The following is a 16,946-nucleotide window of genomic DNA, read 5'->3' as shown; positions in this document are numbered from 1 at the left end:
GCGGGGTTGCGGCGGTGGCGGCGGCTGCTTAGCCTGCCCGAAAACCGGGAGGATCAGATGAACGGTGCAGAAAGCCTTGTGAAAACGTTGCTTGCTTCGGGGGTGGAGGTCTGTTTCGCCAATCCGGGCACGTCGGAGATGCACTTTGTCGCCGCGCTCGACCGGGTGCCGGGGATGAAATGCGTGCTCGGCCTGCATGAAACGGTGGTGACGGGGGCGGCGGACGGCTATTTCCGGATGGCGCAGAAACCGGCGGCGACGCTTCTGCATTGCGGGCCGGGGCTCGCGAACGGGATGGCGAACCTGCACAATGCCCGGCGCGGGCGCAGCGGCATCGTCAATATCGTCGGCGATCAGGCGGTGTATCACCGGCCCTTCGATGCCCCGCTCACGGCGGATACCGAGGGGATGGCGCGCACGCTCTCGCACCGGGTCGAGGTCGCGGCCACGCCCGGGCGGATCGGCGCGGCGGCGGCGGCTGCGGTGGAAACCGCGCGGCAGGGGCAGATCGCGACGCTGATCCTTCCGGCGGATGCGTCGTGGATGGAGGGCGGGGTGCCCGCAGTGGCGCAGCCCACGGCCACGCAGGGGGTGGACAATTTCGCGGTGGAGCGTGCCGCGCGGATCCTGCGCGAACCGGGGCGGCGGGTGCTGCTGTTCCTCGGCGGCAATGCGGGGATGGAACCCGGACAGCGCGCGGTGGCGCGGATCGCCGGGGTCACCGGCGCCGGGGCGATGATGGAGCTTGTCACCGCGCGGATGGAGCGCGGGCAGGGGCGGCTGCCGATCCCGCGCATCCCCTATCCGATCGACATCGCGCTGGAGGCGCTGAAGGGTTACGATACGGTGATTCTGGCGGGGGCGCCGGCGCCGGTGGCGTTCTTCGGCTATCCGGGGAAACCTTCGGCCCTGCTGCCCGAGGGCGCGCAGGTGCATGTGCTGGCCCGCCCCGAACAGGATGCGGCACAGGCGTTGCAGGCGCTGGCCGATGCGCTCTCGGCGCCGGAGGTGGCCTTGCCCTCCGGCCAGCCGCTGCCCGAACCCGGCACCGGTGCGATCACGCCCGAGGCGGTGGCGGCGAGTGTCGGCGCGCTGATGCCCGAGGATGCGATCATCGTTGACGAAAGCATCACCTTCGGCCGCGGCTTCGGCCCGGTGATGATGCGGCCGCATGACTGGCTCGCGCTGAGCGGGGGGGCGATTGGCGGCGGGCTGCCGATGGCGACGGGGGCGGCGCTGGCCTCCGGGCGGCGGGTGGTGAGTTTGCAGGCCGATGGTTCGGCCGCCTATTCGGTGCAATCGCTGTGGACGCAGGCGCGTGAGAACCTGCCCTGTACCACGCTTCTGATCAGCAACCGGCGGTATAACATCCTGATCGGTGAATATCACGCGATGGGCGCGGTGCCGGGGGTGACGGCGATGGATATGCTGGACCTGACGCGGCCCGCGCTCGATTGGGTCAGCCTTGCGCGCGGGTTCGGGGTCGAGGCCGCGCGGGCCGAGACGATGGAACAGGTGAATGACCTGATGCGCGCGAGTTTTGCCCGCCCCGGTCCGTTCCTGATCGAGATGGTGGTCTAGCGCCGCGCTTCCATCACCGATTTCAGGATCAGCACCACCAGCGCCAGCAGCGTGAGCGTCGAGGCGGCGGCAAAGGCGCCGACCATGTTGAGGTCGTTGAACAGCAGCTCGATCTGGAGCGGCAGCGTCATCGTCTGCCCCCGGATCGAGCCCGACACCACCGACACGCCGCCGAATTCGCCCACCGCCCGCGCACCGCACAGCACCGAGCCGTAAAGCAGCGCCCAGCGGATATTCGGCAGCGTCACCCGCCGGAACACCTGCCAGCCGGAGGCACCGAGCGTCACGGCGGCCTGTTCCTGCTCTGACCCCTGCGCCTGCATCAGCGGCAGCACCTCGCGCAGCACGAAGGGGGAGGTGACGAACATCGTGACCATGACGATGCCGGGCAGCGCGAACAGAAACCTTCAGGTCCATCGCGCCCAGCCACGGGCCCAGCAGCCCGTTACGGCCATAAAGCAGCAGGTAGCAGATCCCGGCGATGATCGGCGAAATCGAAAACGGGATTTCAATCACCGTCAGCAGCACCTTGCGCCCCGGGAAGGTGAAGCGCGCGATCGCCCAGGCGGCGGCGATGCCGAAGCCGATGTTCAGCGGCACCACGATCAGCGCGACCAGCGCCGTGAGCCACACCGCATGCAGCGTGCCGGGATCGAGGATGTTCTGCGCGAACAGCCCCCATCCCGCCGACAGCGCCCGGTGGAAGATATAGAGCATCGGCACCACGACGAAGACCGCCGTCAGCACCAGCGCCAGCCCGATCAGCAGCCGCGGCACAAGGCGGCTTTGGCGCGGGGCCAGCGCCCCCGGAACGGCGGTCATGCGGTCTTCCCCTTGTAGCGCAGCGCCCGCGCCTGAAGCAGGTTCGACACCGCGAGCAGCACCAGCGCGATCATCAGCAGCACCAGCGCAATCGCCGCCGCGCCGTTGTAGTCGTATTCCTCCAGCCGGATCACGGCGAGGAGCGAGGCGATTTCCGTCTTCATCGGCAGGTTGCCCGCGATGAACACCACCGCGCCGAATTCACCGAGCGAGCGCGCAAAGCTGAGCGTCACCCCCACCATGAAGGCGGGCAGGATCGCCGGGAACACCACGCGGCGGAAGATGGTGAAGGGATGCGCGCCCAATGTCCGGGCGGCGTCCTCATATTGCGGATCGAGGTCTTCGAGGATCGGCTGCACCGTGCGCACCACGAAGGGGATCGAGGTGAAGGCCATCGCGATCGCCACGCCCCAGATCGTATAGACGACCTTGATGCCCTGCGGCTCCAGCACCGCGCCATACCAGCCGTTCCCCGCGAACAGCGCCGAGAGCGCCAGCCCCGCCACCGCCGTCGGCAGCGCGAAGGGAATGTCCATCAGCGCATCGAGAATGCGTTTCCCCGGGAATTCGTAGCGCACCAGCACCCAGGCCATCAACAGCCCGTAAAGCGCGTTGAACAGCGTGGCCATCGCCGCCGCCGTCAGCGTCAGCCGCAGCGCGGCGAGCGTGCGCGGCGCCGACAGAATGGCGAAGAACTTCGCCGGGCCGATCTCCGCCCCCTTCAGCGCCAGCGCGACGACCGGCAGAAGGACGATGACGCCGACATAAGCCAGCGTCACCCCCATCGTCAGGCCAAATCCCGGCAGAACCCGCTTCATTGGTTCACGAAGATCGTGTCGAGAATGCCGCCCTCGGCGAAATGCTCGGCGGTCACCTTGTCCCAGCCGCCGAAGGCATCCTCGACGGTGGCGAGGGTCACATCGGGGAAGGCGTGGCGGGCCAGCACGCCGGCATCATGCACGCGGTTGAAGTTCTGCGCCAGAATCTCCTGCCCGGCGGGGGAGTAAAGGAAGTTCAGATAGGCTTTCGACACGTCCTCGGTGCCCTTCTTCTTCGCGTTCTCCTCGACCACGGCAACGGGGAATTCCGCGAGGATCGAGCGCGAGGGCGTCACCCGGACAAAGCCCTTGTCGGCATATTGCGCGGCGATGCCGCCGGTCTCGGCCTCGAAGGTGATCAGCACATCGCCGATTTCCTTTTCGGCGAAGGTCGTGGTCGCGCCGCGGCCGCCGGTCTCGAACACCGGGACATTGGCGAAGATCTTCTTGACGAAGGCCTGCGTCTGTTCCGCATCGCCGCCGAATTTCTGCAAGCCGTATTCATAGGCCGCAAGGTAGGTATAGCGCGCGTTGCCCGAGGTTTTCGGGTTCGGGAAGATCACCTGCACATCGTCGCGCGCGAGGTCGTCCCAATCCTTGATGCCCTTCGGGTTGTCCTTGCGCACCAGAAACGCGGGCAGCGAATAATAGGGCGAGGCCTGGTTCGGGAAGGCCTTGCGCCAATCGGCATCGACCAGCCCGCCCTTCGCCAGAACGTCGATGTCGGTCACCTGGTTGAAGGTGACGACATCCGCCGGAAGCCCCTCCAGAATCGCGCGCGCCTGTTTCGAGGAACCGGCATGGGACTGGTCGATGGTCACGTCGCGCCCGGTCTGCGCCTTCCATTCGGCGGCGAAGGCGGGGTTGATCTGCTGGAACAGCTCCCGCGCGATGTCATAGGATACGTTCAGGATCGCGTCCTGCGCATGGACCGGAGCGGCAAGGCCAAGCGCGAGCAGGGCGGCAATGAGACGGGTTTTCACAGCGAGGACTCCTTGAGGATGCGTTGCGCCGGGGCGGGGGCCGGAGCGGCGCCGGCGGCGGGAAACAGGCGCCCGGCTTCGGGGCGCAGGCGCAGCCGGTCGCCCGCGCGCAGCGCCGGGGCCAGACGGCGGGGGATTTCGATTTCGGGAGACAGATCGCCCTGTGTATCCGTGAGCGTCAGCCGCAGCATCGCGCCGGTGGAGAGCGCCTCGGTCACGCGGAACCGCCCCTGCGGATCGGGAACCGGGGTGATGTCGGTCGGGCGCAGGAACAGCGTGCCCGCACCATCCGCCATCGCCACCCGGGGGAGCGCGGTGGTGTCAAGGCCCGGCGCCTCGGCCCGGCCCGCATGCAGCGCCACCGGCACCTCGACCGTCATGCCCAGGAAGCGCGCGACGAAGGGCGTGGCGGGGTGGTTGTGGATCTCGTCCGGGCGGCCGATCTGTTCGATCCGGCCCGCGCCCATCACCACCACCCGGTCGGCCAGCTCGAACGCCTCCTCCTGATCGTGGGTGACGAAAACGGTGGTGGTCTTCGCCTGTTCCAGCACGCCCCGCAGCCAGCGCCGCAGATCGCGCCGCACCTGCGCATCCAGCGCGCCGAAGGGTTCGTCGAGCAACAGCATCTGCGGCGCGATCGCCATCGCCCGGCCAAGCGCCACGCGCTGCCGCTGACCGCCCGAAAGCTCCGCCGGGAAGCGGTCCGCCAGATGCGGGATTTGCAGGAAATGCAGCAGTTCCTCGACCTTGGCGGCGATCTGCGCGGCGGGCGGGCGGTGCGATTTCGGTAACACGCTCAGGCCAAAGGCGATGTTGTCGCGCACCTTCATATGCGGGAACAGGGCGTAATGCTGGAACACGAAGCCGATGCGGCGGTCCTGCGCCTTTTTCTTCAGCCAGTCCTCGCCATCGACGGTGAGCGTGCCGGCATCGGGCCAGTCGAGCCCGGCGATGATCTTCAGAAGCGTCGTCTTGCCCGATCCCGAAGGCCCGAGCAGCGCCACCAGTTCGCCCTTCGCGATCTCTAGGTCGATCCCGCGCAGCACCTCGGTCTGGCCGAAGCGGCGGGTCAGATGGGCGATGCGCATGGTCATGGGGCGGCTCCGGTGACAGGTGCCGATTATTAGCGGCAGCAGGGGGCCGCGGACAAGGAAAGGGAACCGGTTATTTCTTCTCCTGAAAGAGAAAAATATTCTACTACGATCCTGAAAACAGAAGATCAATCTCCGCGGGGACTCACCCCCGTCCGATCTCCTGCTTTGCCCGGATCAGCGCGGTGATCGCCGCATTCGCCGGGGCGGTCAGCCCATGCGCCGCCGCCTCGCGCAGGATCGCGCCGTTCAGGGCGTCGATCTCGGTCCGGCGATGGGCGCGCAGATCGGCCACCATCGAGGGGAAATGCCCCCCCGCCGCCGCCCCGACCCCGCGCAGATAGGCCAGCGCTTCGTCCAGCCCGAGCGCGATGCCCTTCGCCCCGGCCACGGCGACGATCTCGGCGGTCAGGGTCTCGAACAGGGTCTGGATGCCGGGCTGCGCCATCGCCTGCGCAATCCGGCAATCGAGCAGCCCGCAGACCGAATTGCAGCAACAGTTCACCACCAGCTTGCGCCAGATCCGCAGGTCGATCTGCGGATCGAGCGTGGCCTGCATCCCGCCGCCATCCAGCAGGCGGCACAGCTCCCGCGCGGTGGCATCAGGGTCGCCGGTCAGCGGCCAGAAGCTGATCTCGCCCTTGCCGTCCGAGGTGGCGCGCACCCGGCCCGGCCCCTCGATCTGCGCGGCGAGGGTGGTCATGCCATGGGCGATGACATGGCCGGGGAACAGCGCCGCGATCCGTTCCGCATTGCCGATGCCGTTCTGCATCGTCACGATCAGGGTCTTCGGCCCGACCACCCCGCGCGCGGCGGTCATCGCCGCTTCGGTCGCCCCGCCCTTGACGAAGACCAGCACCGCATCCGCCTCTCCGATCCGGGCGGGGTCGGTGGTGGCATGGATCCGCGCGACCTCGGAATGATCCGTGAAATCAAGGGTCAGGCCGACGGCGTTGATCTGATCCACATGCGGCTGCGACACGTCGTAGCCCCAGACCTCCGCCCCCGCCTGCGCCAGTTTCCAGCCGAACAGGCCTCCCATCGAGCCGGTTCCGATGATCGCGATCTTCATCTCGCCCTCCTTGGTCCTGCGCCAGCATAGCACGATCGCAGGGGAAATCAGATCTCCGGCGCCGGGCGCGGCGGAATGTCGTCATGGACCGGGACGGTCTGGCGCTCGATCATCCGGTGCACCCGGGGCATGTCGCCCGGCCCCCGGTGCAGCGCCCGCAGCCGGTCGAGGTTCTCGGCATCGGCCTTGGTGCGGCGCTGGTTGTGGCGCAGATAGTCGAGCCATGTCGGGACGTGATAGCTTCTCGGTCCAGCTGTCGGGGTTCTCCAGATCGCGCAGCAGCACCCATTGCCGGGCGCCGTCGCGGATGCGGATCCGGCGGCGCTCCTGCATCAGGGCAAGGAAGGCATCGGTATCGGCGGCGTCGATCAGGTAATCGACCATCACCATGATCGGGCCGGAGCGGTCCTTGATGTCCAGCCGGGGCTCGGGTGCGCGGAACCTGTCGAGCGGGTCGAGGTCGAGCGTCGAGAATTCGGACAGCCGCAGCCAGAAGCCGAGTGCCGCCCCCACCAGCAGCGTTCCCGAGGAGGCATAAAGCGCGAAGGACACCCCCCGCGCATCGGCCAGCGCGCCCCAGAGCCATGCGCCCCCCGCCATGCCGCCGAACACCGCCGTCTGGTAAAACGACAGCGCCCGCCCGACGACCCAGCGGGGCGTGGCCAACTGCACCGTGACATTGAACAGCGACAGCGCCAGCACCCAGCACGCCCCGGCCAGAAGCAGCGCCGCGCAGCTCAGCACCAGCCAGACCGAAGCGGCCAGCACCGCCACCGCCACCGCAAAGCCGACGAAGGCCAGCCGCACCACGATCTCGTTCGCCAGCCGCTCGCGCAGCGGCCCGTTCAGCGCCACCCCGCCGATCGCGCCCAGGCCGAAGCAGCCGAGCGTGATGCCATAGGTCATCGCCGTGCCGTGCAGCGTATCGCGCGCGACCAGCGGCAGGAGCGCCAGCACCGACACCGCCGCCAGCCCGAAGATCCCGCCGCGCCCCATCACCCGCAGGAGCGCGGGCGACATCAGCACATAGCGCAGCCCCGCCCCAAGCGCCGAGCCGAGCGATTCCGGCGGCAGTTTCGGTTCCGGATAGGCGGGCTTCCACCGCAGCAGCGCCCCGATCAGCGGCAGGTAGCTGACGGCATTGAGCGCGAAGGCCGCCGCCGCCCCCGCCACCGCGACGATGATGCCCCCCACCGCCGGGCCGAGGCTGCGCATCATGTTGAAGCCCATGCTGTTCAGGCTCACCGCGCTTGGCAGGTCGTCGCGCGCGACGATATCGCCCATCGACGCCTGCCACGACGGGTTGAACAGCGCCGCGCCGCAGCCGATCAGGAAGGTGAAGGTCAGCAAAAGCCACGGCGTCAGCAGCCCGAACCAGCCGCAGACCGCCAGCGCCGCCGAGACGATCACCATGAACCCCTGCGCGAAGATCATGATCCTTCGGCGGTTGAAATTGTCGGCCAGCGCCCCGGCGATCAGCGAAAAGGCCATGATCGGCAAGGTGTTGGACGACTGCACCAGCGCCACCATCCCATGCGAGGAGGTCAGCGAGGCCATCATCCACCCCGCCCCCACCGCCTGCACCAGCCCGCCGAGGTTCGAGGCGAGCGTCGCCGTCCACAGCGCGCGGAAACTGCGGTTGCGGAAGGGCGCGAGGACGGATTGGCGGGGCATGGCGGATCTTGTGCTGTGTCGCGCCACTATCGCCGGGGGAGCGCCGCCGCCGCAAGAGCCAAGTTGTATCCATACGCCGCCCCAAGGATACAGGGGCCGTCCCGTTGGGATGCCATGCCGAACCGGTGCCATGGGCGTCACCGGTTCGGGCAAAGATCGTCACCGCTCAGCCGAGGATCGCGGCCACCACCTGATCGGCGGCTTCTTCGGCGCTGAGGGTGGCGGTGTTGACCACGACCTCCGGCGCCTCGGGGGCCTCATAGGGGCTGTCGATGCCGGTGAAGTTCTTCAGCGCGCCGGAGCGGGCCTTTTTATACAGGCCCTTCACGTCGCGCGCTTCGGCCACGGCGAGGGGGGTGTCGACATAGACCTCCAGGAACTCGCCCTCGGGCAGCATCTCGCGCACCATCCGCCGTTCGGAGCGGAAGGGCGAGATGAAGGCCGTCAGCACGATCAGCCCGGCGTCGGTCATCAGCTTCGCCACCTCGCCCACGCGGCGGATGTTCTCCACCCGGTCGGCATCGGTAAAGCCCAGATCGCGGTTCAGCCCGTGGCGCACGTTGTCGCCGTCCAGCAGGAAGGTGTGCTTGCCCATCGCATGCAGCTTCTTTTCCACCAGATTGGCGATGGTGGATTTCCCCGCCCCCGACAGGCCGGTGAACCAGACCACGCAGGGCTTCTGGTTCTTCTGCGCGGCATGGGCTTCGCGGTTGATGTCCACCGCCTGCCAATGGATGTTCTGGCTGCGGCGCAGGGCGAAATGGATCATCCCGGCGGCGACGGTGGCATTCGTCATCCGGTCGATCAGGATGAAGCCGCCAAGGTCGTGGTTCACCGCATAGGGCTCGAACGGCACGGGCCGGTCGGTCGAGATGTTGCACACCCCGATCGCGTTCAGCTTCAGCGTTTTCGACGCCAGATGGTCGAGCGTGTTGACGTTCACCTCGTATTTCGGTTCGGTCACGGTGGCGGTGACCATCTGCGTGCCGATCTTGAGCAGATAGGGCCGACCGGGCAGCATCTCGGCCTCGTCCATCCACACGATGGAGGCTTCGAACTGATCGGCCACTTCGCAGGGCGCATCGGCGCGGGTGATGACGTCGCCGCGCGAACAGTCGATTTCATCCGCGAAGGTCAGGGTGACGGATTCGCCCGCGACCGCGCTGTCCTTGTCGCCGTCAAAGGACGGGATCGCCTTCACCGTCGTCGTCTTGCCCGAGGGCAGCACCCGCACCGCATCGCCCGGGCGCACCGTGCCCGCCGCGACCTGCCCGGCAAAGCCGCGGAAGTCGAGGTTCGGCCGGTTCACCCATTGCACCGGCATGCGGAACGGGCCTTCTTGCAGCCGGGTCGCATTGACCGGGGCCTGCTCCAGATGCGCCATCAGGGTCGGGCCGTCATACCAGGGCATTTCCGGGCTGTGGGTGACGATATTGTCGCCCTTCAGGCCGGAAATCGGGATCGGGGCAAAGCTCTCCATCCCGATCCGCTGCGCGAAATCGGCATAGTCGCGGACGATCTCGTCGAACCGGTCCTGCGCATAGCCGACCAGATCCATCTTGTTGATCGCCAGCACGATGTTGCGGATGCCGAGCAGGTTCACCAGATAGCTGTGCCGCCGGGTCTGCGTCAGCACGCCCTGCCGCGCATCGACCAGGATCACCGCCAGATCGGCGGTCGAGGCGCCGGTGACCATGTTGCGGGTGTATTGTTCATGCCCGGGGGTGTCGGCGACGATGAATTTCCGCTTTTCCGTGGCGAAGAAGCGATAGGCGACGTCGATGGTGATGCCCTGTTCGCGCTCCGCCGCCAGACCGTCCACCAAGAGGGCAAAGTCGATATCGCCGCCCTGCGTGCCGGAGGTCTTGCTGTCATGCTCAAGGCTCGCCAGCTGATCCTCGAAGATCATCTTGCTGTCGTACAGCAGCCGCCCGATCAGCGTCGATTTTCCGTCATCCACCGAACCGCAGGTGATGAAGCGCAGCATCGTCTTGTGCTGATGCAGGTCGAGATAGGCTTCGATGTCCTCGGCAATCAGGTGGTCGGCCTCGTAGACATGCGCTTTCAGATCGCCGGACATCAGAAATAGCCCTCCTGCTTCTTCTTTTCCATCGAGGCGGATTGGTCGTGGTCGATCGCGCGGCCCTGCCGTTCCGAGGTGGTGGTGAGCAGCATCTCCCGGATCACCTCGGTGAGCGTCGCCGCCGTGGATTCCACCGCGCCGGTGAGCGGGTAGCAGCCGAGCGTGCGGAACCGCACCGATTTCATCTGCGGCACCTCGCCGGGCTTCAGCCGGAAGCGGTCGTCATCCACCATGATCAGCAGGCCGTCACGCTCCACCACCGGGCGCGGGGCGGCAAAGTAAAGCGGCACGATTTCAATGCCTTCGAGGTGGATATATTGCCAGATGTCAAGCTCGGTCCAGTTCGACAGCGGGAACACGCGGATGCTCTCGCCCTTCGCCTTGCGGGTGTTATACAGCTTCCACAGCTCGGGGCGCTGGTTCTTCGGATCCCAGCGGTGGTTGGCGGAACGGAAAGAGAAGATCCGCTCCTTCGCGCGGGATTTCTCCTCGTCGCGCCGCGCGCCGCCGAAGGCCACGTCGAAGCCGTATTTCGTCAGCGCCTGTTTCAGCCCCTCGGTCTTCCACATGTCGGTGTGCAGGCTGCCATGGTCGAAGGGGTTGATGCCCTTCTCCACCGCCTCGGGGTTCTGATAGACCAGAAGCTCCATCCCCGCATCCTTCGCGGCCTTGTCGCGCAGGTCATACATCACGCGGAACTTCCACGTCGTATCGACATGCAAGAGCGGAAACGGCGGCGGCGCGGGATAGAACGCCTTCTTCGCCAGATGCAGCATGCAGGCGGAATCCTTGCCCACGGAATAGAGCATCACCGGGTTTTCGGCGGTCGCGACCACCTCGCGCATGATATGGATGCTTTCCGCTTCGAGATTGCGAAGATGGGTCAGCGCGCGGGTCGGGGCAGGGGTCATGGTGCGGGCTTTCTTGCAGGGATAGCGGCTCCTTGTGACGCTTTTCCGCGCGCTCTCCAAGAGTGCTTTGAAATTCAGGGAGAAAAGCCGGGCCGGGCGCTTCTGCGTGGATCATTTTCCCTGTGGGAGGGGGCGCAAAGAGAACGGCGGGGCTGTGAAACGCCGCATTTGCAGCACGTTCACCGCGCCGCGCGCCGGATTCCGCGCCGGATCGGCGTTTTTCCTTGCGGCGGCACGGATTCGGACCCATCCCATGGGGGACCGGACAGGCATGAGGATGGACATGACCCTTTCAAATTCGCTCGCCGCGCTGGATGCGGCGCATCACCTGCACCCTTTCACCGATGCGCGCGTGCTGGAGAAGAACGGCCCGCTGATCATCGACCGCGGCGAAGGCATCCATGTCTATGACACGACCGGCAAGAAATACATCGAGGGGATGGCCGGGCTGTGGTCCGTGGCGGTCGGCTTCAACGAAAAGCGGCTGGCCGATGCCGCCTATGCGCAGTTGCTCAAGCTGCCCTATTACCACACCTTTTCCGCCAAGGGGCACGAACCCTCGATCCGGCTGTCCGAGAAGCTGGCCGAGATCGCGCCCGAGGGGCTGAGCCATGTGCTTTATGCCAATTCGGGGTCCGAGGGGAACGATACCGTCGTCAAGCTGGTGTGGTATTACAACAACGCGCTTGGCCGCCCGGAGAAGAAGAAGTTCCTCGCGCGCAACAACGCTTATCACGGCATCACCATGGCTTCGGGCAGCCTGACCGGGATCGTGGTCGATCACAAGGATTTCGACCTGCCGATCCTGCCGGTGATCCACCTGACCTGCCCGCATTTCTACAAGGAAGGCACGGCGGACGAGACCGAGGCGCAGTTCACCGCCCGGCTGCTCGCGGAGCTTGAGGACACCATCGCGCGCGAGGGCGCCGAGACCATCGCCGCTTTCATCGGTGAACCGGTGATGGGCGCGGGCGGCGTGATCGTGCCGCCCGAGGGCTACTGGCCGGGGGTCGAGGCGATCTGCCGCAAGCATGACATCCTTCTCGTCGCGGATGAGGTGATCAACGGTTTCGGCCGCCTTGGCACGCCCTTCGGGGCGGAGCGGATGGGCTTCACCCCCGACATCATGACCGTCTCGAAACAGATCACGTCGAGCTATATGCCGCTCTCGGCGGTGGTGTTCTCGGATGCGATCTATCAGGCGGTGGCGGATAACAGCCACAAGATCGGCACCTTTGCCCATGGCTTCACCGCGGCGGGGCATCCGGTGGCGACGGCGGTCGCGCTGGAAAACCTGAAGATCATCGAGGAGCGCGACCTGATCGGCAATGCCGCCCGTCTGGCCCCGGCGTTTCAGGCGGGCATGCGCGCGCTGGCCGACAGCCCGATCGTGGGCGAGGCGCGCGGCGTCGGCATGATGGCGGCGGTGGAGCTTTCGGCGGACAAGGCGACGAAACGGCCCTTCGCAAAGCCCGGTCAGGTTGGCCAGATCGCCAATGCCATCGCCCATGAAGAGGGGCTGATCCTGCGCGCGATCGGCGACACGCTGGCGCTCTGCCCGCCGCTGATCGTGACCGAGGCGGACGTGGCGGAGATCCTGCGCCTGATGGCGGTGATCCTTGAGCGCACGGCGGCCGAAGTGGCGGCGCGCGGGATCAAGTGACCCCATGGGCGGCGCCTTGCGGGGCGCCGCCCATAGACAAAATCTATCACATTTTCCGTCTCAATCTATTTTACCAATGCAGCCGCAGCATATATATACTGCATCGCAGAAGGCCGGGGCCTCCCTTCCGGCCAGCAGACAGTGAGGAAAAAATGGCGCTGATCAACACCAAGATCAAACCGTTCACGGCGAAGGCCTTCAAGCAAGGCAAGTTCATCGACGTGACCGATGCCGACATCGCGGGCAAATGGGCGGTCTTCTTCTTCTATCCGGCGGACTTCACCTTCGTCTGCCCGACCGAACTGGGCGATCTGGCCGACCATTATGCCGAGCTGCAAAAGCTGGGCGTCGAGGTGTTCTCGGTCTCGACCGACACGCATTTCACCCACAAGGCCTGGCACGAAACCTCGGACACCATCGGCAAGATCAACTATGCGATGATCGGCGACCCGGTGGGCATCATCACCCGCAACTTCGATGCGATGCGCGAAGCCGAAGGGCTGGCCGACCGCGCGACCTTCGTGGTGGACCCGGACGGCGTGATCCAGGCGATGGAAATCACCGCCGAAGGCATTGGCCGTGATGCGGCGGACCTCGTGCGCAAGATCAAGGCCGCGATCTACGTCCGCAACCACCCCGGCGAAGTCTGCCCGGCGAAGTGGCAGGAAGGGGAAAAGACCCTCGCGCCGTCGCTGGAACTGGTCGGCAAGATCTGACCTGACGCGCCTTTCGGTCCCGGCGCCCGACGCCGGGATCCTCCCCCTTTGTCCGGAGACCTCCCATGCTCGACCAGAATCTGAAGACGCAGCTCAAGGCTTATCTGGAGCGGCTGACCCGCCCCGTCGTCATCGTCGCGGCGCCGAACGATACGCCGAAATCGGCCGAGATGATGGAGCTTCTGGGCGAAATCGCGGAACTGTCCGACAAGGTGACGGTGACCGAGGGCACGGACGAACGGCGGCCGTCCTTCGCGCTGACCTCGCCCGGGCAGGACATCACCCTGCGCTTTGCGGGGCTGCCGATGGGGCATGAATTCACTTCGCTGGTGCTGGCGCTGTTGCAGGTGGGGGGCTACCCGCCGAAGGTGGAACAGGCGGTGCTGGATCAGGTGAAGGCGCTGAAGGGCGATTTCACTTTTGAGACCTATTTCTCGCAAAGCTGCCAGAACTGCCCGGATGTGGTGCAGGCGCTGAACCTGATGGCGGTGCTGAACCCCGGCGTGAAGGTGGTGGCGATCGACGGATCGGACTTCAAGGCCGAGGTGGATGCCCGGCAGGTGATGTCGGTGCCGACCGTCTATCTGAACGGCGAGGTCTTCGGCCAGGGCCGGATGACGCTCGAAGAGATCCTGTCCAAGGTCGATACCGGCGCGGCGGAGCGCGAGGCGGCGAACCTTGCGGCGAAAGAGGCGTTCGACGTGCTGGTGGTGGGCGGTGGCCCGGCCGGTGCGGCGGCGGCGATCTATGCCGCGCGCAAGGGCATCCGTACCGGCATCGCGGCGGAGCGTTTCGGCGGGCAGGTGCTCGACACCATGTCGATCGAGAACCTGATTTCCGTGCCGCATACCGAGGGGCCGCGTCTGGCGCAGGCGCTGGAAACCCATGTCCGCGAATATGACGTGGACATCATGAACCTGCAAAAGGCCACCGGCCTGACCCGGAAGGGCGATCTGGTCGAGGTCGCGCTGGCCTCGGGCGCCACGCTGTCGGCGCGGACGGTGATCCTGTCCACCGGCGCGCGCTGGCGGCAGATGGGCGTGCCGGGCGAAGAGCAATACCGCAACAAGGGCGTGACCTATTGCCCGCATTGCGACGGCCCGCTGTTCAAGGGCAAGCGCGTCGCGGTGATCGGTGGCGGCAATTCGGGCGTCGAGGCGGCGATCGACCTGGCGGGCGTGGTGGCCCATGTCACGCTGATCGAATTCGACGCGCGGCTGCGTGCGGACGAGGTGCTGCAACGCAAGCTGCGCAGCCTGCCGAACGTCAATATCATCGTTTCCGCGCAGACGACCGAAGTGACCGGCGACGGATCGAAGGTCACCGCGCTGGTCTACAAGGACCGCGTGGGCGGGCAGGTGCATGAAATCCCGCTCGAAGGGATCTTCGTGCAGATCGGCCTGCTGCCGAACACCGATTTCCTGAAGGGCGCGGTCGATCTGACCCCGCGCGGGGAGATCGTGATCGACAGCCATGGCGCGACCTCGATGCCCGGCGTCTTCGCTGCGGGCGACTGCACGACGGTGCCCTACAAGCAGATCGTGATCGCGATGGGGGCGGGGGCCACGGCCTCGCTCGCCGCCTTCGACCACCTGATCCGCGTGACGGCGCCGGCGACGGAGCAGGCCGCCTGAGGTGACCCTGCGGGAGTTGCAGTATCTGGTGGAGCTGGCGCGGCTGGGCAATTTCCGCCGCGCGGCCGAGGTCTGCAACGTCAGCCAGCCGACGCTCTCCACCCAGTTGCGCAAGCTGGAGGATGAACTGGGCGTCGTGCTGGTCGAACGCGGCGCGCGCCGGGTGATCCTGACTGCGGCGGGGGAGGAGATCCTCGCCCATGCGCAGCGGATGCTGGACGAGGCGCAGGGTATTCGCGCGCTCGCGCAGCGGCACCGGGCGCCGGAGTCCGGGCGGCTGCGGCTCGGTGTGTTTCAGACGCTCGGCCCTTATCTGCTGCCCGCGCTGGTGCCCGGGATCGCGGCGGCCTTCCCGGCGCTGGAACTGCAACTGGTCGAGGAAAAGAGCGAACGGCTGATCGAGAAGCTGCGCACCGGGCGGCTGGATGCGGCGCTGCTCGCGCTGCCGGTGGCGGAGGGGTATCGGGTCGAGGAGCTGTTTGAGGAACCGTTCCTTCTGGCCGCGCCGCCCGCCCATCCGCTGGCCGGGCGCCCTATGATCGCGCTCGACGACCTGAGGGGGCAGCGGCTGATGCTGCTCGAAGACGGGCATTGCCTGCGCGATCAGGCGCTGAGCCTGTGCCGCCGGTCGGGTGCCGATGAAACGTCGGGGTTCCGGGCGACATCGCTCGAAACCCTGCGGCAGATGGTGGCGGCGGGGATGGGGATCACGCTGATGCCCGCGCTCGCCACGCGCGGCCCGCTGGCGCCCGAAGGCAATCTGTGCTTCGTGCCCTTCTCGGACGATCCGCCGCCAAGCCGGACGATCGGCCTGATCTGGCGCCCGAGTTCGGCGCTCGGCCCGGTGCTGCACCGGCTGGGCGGGCTGATCCGCGAAACGGCGGGGCGGATCATGGCGACGGACACCTAGGGTTCATGTCAGCGGGCGGTCGATCCACGCACCACAAGCTCGCCCGACAGCGTAACGGTGCGATGCGGCAGGTCGGGCCGGGCCAGCCGCGCCAGAAGCATCTGCATCGCCTCGCGCCCGAAGGTCTCCAGCGGCTGGCGGATCACCGTGATCCCCGGCTCGACGAAAGAGGCCCAAGCCTCGTCGTCAAACCCGCAGACGGCAATGTCGCGCGGAATCGCCAGGGCGCGTTCCCGGCACAGCCGCAGCATCGCCCCGGTGAACAGCCCGTTCGACAGCACCACCGCCTCCGGCCTCTCGGACAGCAGGTCGGCGAGCGCGGCATGCCCGGCCTCGGGCGTGGGCGCCGCCATCCGCAGCCGGGGCGCAAGGCCGTGCCGCGCCATCGCCGCCTCGAACCCCGCGCGGCGTTCGTCCCCGGTGGCGGAGGTCACGCCGAACAGCCCGGCGATCCGGCGCCGTCCGGTGGCGACCAGATGGTCCACCAGCGTTTCCGCCGCCGCGCGATTGTCCAGCACCACCGTATCGCGCCGCGCCCCCGGCAGGCCACGGTCCACCAGCACCACCGGGATCTCGAACTCCGCCAGCCGCGCCGGATCGAGCGCCCGTGTCGGCGCGAGGATCAGCCCGCTGGCCCGTTCCTCCGCCATCAGGCCCAGATACATCGCCTCGCGCCCCGGATCCTCGTCGGTGTTGCACAGCAGGACGCGCATGCCGGATTCATAGGCGGCGGTTTCCACCGCGCGGGCGAGTTCGGTGAAGAACGGGTTGCGAATGTCGGCGACCACCAGCCCCACCGTCATCGACTGCCGCGAGCGCAGCCGCCGCGCCGCCAGATTCGGGCGGTAGCCGGTCTGGATCACGGCATCCGCGACCTTGCGCCGCACGTCCTCGCTCACCGGGCCCTTGCCGAGCGCGCGTGATACCGTCGAGGGTGCAACCCCCGCCTGCCGCGCAACATCCTTGATACTGACCGCCATTTTCGTGG

The 16,946-nt window shown here is 67.0% G+C and carries 12 protein-coding genes and 2 pseudogenes; 5 read left to right on the top strand and 9 right to left on the bottom strand.

What is annotated here, in order from left to right:
- Nucleotides 1–57: 57 nt before the first annotated feature.
- Nucleotides 58–1,581, top strand: a complete 1,524-nt coding sequence (locus QM789_RS06915; protein ID WP_420351223.1) for an acetolactate synthase large subunit — start codon at nucleotides 58–60, stop codon at nucleotides 1,579–1,581.
- Here QM789_RS06915 and cysW read toward each other — a convergent pair.
- The 8 genes and pseudogenes from cysW to cysD all read right to left on the bottom strand — a co-directional run bounded on the left by cysW (nucleotide 1,578) and on the right by cysD (nucleotide 11,035).
- A pseudogene (gene cysW / locus QM789_RS06910) lies at nucleotides 1,578–2,403 on the bottom strand (sulfate ABC transporter permease subunit CysW). The gene QM789_RS06915 and the pseudogene cysW sit on opposite strands and share 4 nt — an antisense overlap.
- Nucleotides 2,400–3,221, bottom strand: coding sequence for a sulfate ABC transporter permease subunit CysT (gene cysT, locus QM789_RS06905; RefSeq protein WP_420351222.1), 822 nt, complete (start codon nucleotides 3,219–3,221; stop codon nucleotides 2,400–2,402). The pseudogene cysW and the gene cysT overlap by 4 nt, the downstream one beginning before the upstream one ends.
- Complete coding sequence (locus QM789_RS06900; protein WP_420351221.1) at nucleotides 3,218–4,204, bottom strand: sulfate ABC transporter substrate-binding protein; 987 nt, start codon at nucleotides 4,202–4,204, stop codon at nucleotides 3,218–3,220. The genes cysT and QM789_RS06900 overlap by 4 nt, the downstream gene beginning before the upstream one ends.
- Nucleotides 4,201–5,298, bottom strand: coding sequence for a sulfate/molybdate ABC transporter ATP-binding protein (locus QM789_RS06895; RefSeq protein ID WP_420351220.1), 1,098 nt, complete (start codon nucleotides 5,296–5,298; stop codon nucleotides 4,201–4,203). Before QM789_RS06895 ends, QM789_RS06900 begins: the two co-directional genes overlap by 4 nt.
- 142 nt (nucleotides 5,299–5,440) lie before the next feature.
- Nucleotides 5,441–6,367 carry a ketopantoate reductase family protein gene (locus QM789_RS06890; protein ID WP_420351219.1) on the bottom strand — a complete coding sequence of 309 codons (927 nt, stop codon included), beginning with the start codon at nucleotides 6,365–6,367 and terminating at the stop codon, nucleotides 5,441–5,443.
- A 47-nt stretch (nucleotides 6,368–6,414) separates the two neighbouring features.
- Nucleotides 6,415–8,041, bottom strand: a pseudogene (locus tag QM789_RS06885) (MFS transporter).
- Nucleotides 8,042–8,207: 166 nt separating this feature from the next.
- Nucleotides 8,208–10,121: a sulfate adenylyltransferase subunit CysN gene (gene cysN, locus QM789_RS06880; protein WP_420351218.1), complete on the bottom strand. Its 1,914-nt coding sequence runs from the start codon at nucleotides 10,119–10,121 to the stop codon at nucleotides 8,208–8,210.
- The gene (cysD, locus tag QM789_RS06875; RefSeq protein WP_420351217.1) at nucleotides 10,121–11,035 is read right to left on the bottom strand and encodes a sulfate adenylyltransferase subunit CysD; all 915 of its coding nucleotides are present in this window, start codon (nucleotides 11,033–11,035) and stop codon (nucleotides 10,121–10,123) included. Before cysD ends, cysN begins: the two co-directional genes overlap by 1 nt.
- Before the next feature lie 283 nt (nucleotides 11,036–11,318).
- On the opposite strand from cysD, the gene QM789_RS06870 reads away from it, so the two are divergent.
- The 4 genes from QM789_RS06870 to QM789_RS06855 all read left to right on the top strand — a co-directional run bounded on the left by QM789_RS06870 (nucleotide 11,319) and on the right by QM789_RS06855 (nucleotide 15,958).
- Nucleotides 11,319–12,698: an aspartate aminotransferase family protein gene (locus QM789_RS06870; RefSeq protein ID WP_420351216.1), complete on the top strand. Its 1,380-nt coding sequence runs from the start codon at nucleotides 11,319–11,321 to the stop codon at nucleotides 12,696–12,698.
- 152 nt (nucleotides 12,699–12,850) lie between these two features.
- Nucleotides 12,851–13,414 carry an alkyl hydroperoxide reductase subunit C gene (ahpC, locus tag QM789_RS06865; RefSeq protein WP_420351215.1) on the top strand — a complete coding sequence of 188 codons (564 nt, stop codon included), beginning with the start codon at nucleotides 12,851–12,853 and terminating at the stop codon, nucleotides 13,412–13,414.
- A gap of 65 nt (nucleotides 13,415–13,479) precedes the next feature.
- Nucleotides 13,480–15,048, top strand: a complete 1,569-nt coding sequence (ahpF, locus tag QM789_RS06860) for an alkyl hydroperoxide reductase subunit F (protein ID WP_420351214.1) — start codon at nucleotides 13,480–13,482, stop codon at nucleotides 15,046–15,048.
- 1 nt (nucleotide 15,049) lies between these two features.
- Complete coding sequence (locus tag QM789_RS06855) at nucleotides 15,050–15,958, top strand: LysR substrate-binding domain-containing protein (RefSeq protein ID WP_420351213.1); 909 nt, start codon at nucleotides 15,050–15,052, stop codon at nucleotides 15,956–15,958.
- A gap of 8 nt (nucleotides 15,959–15,966) precedes the next feature.
- Here QM789_RS06855 and QM789_RS06850 read toward each other — a convergent pair whose 3' ends face one another.
- On the bottom strand, nucleotides 15,967–16,938 hold the full coding sequence (locus tag QM789_RS06850; protein ID WP_420351212.1) for a LacI family DNA-binding transcriptional regulator: 972 nt from the start codon (nucleotides 16,936–16,938) through the stop codon (nucleotides 15,967–15,969).
- Between the last annotated feature and the right edge of the window lie 8 nt (nucleotides 16,939–16,946).

The organism is Paenirhodobacter sp. (assembly GCF_047600745.1).
Classification (GTDB): Bacteria; Pseudomonadota; Alphaproteobacteria; order Rhodobacterales; family Rhodobacteraceae; genus Rhodobacter.
This window is presented reverse-complemented; position numbering and strand designations above follow the sequence as displayed.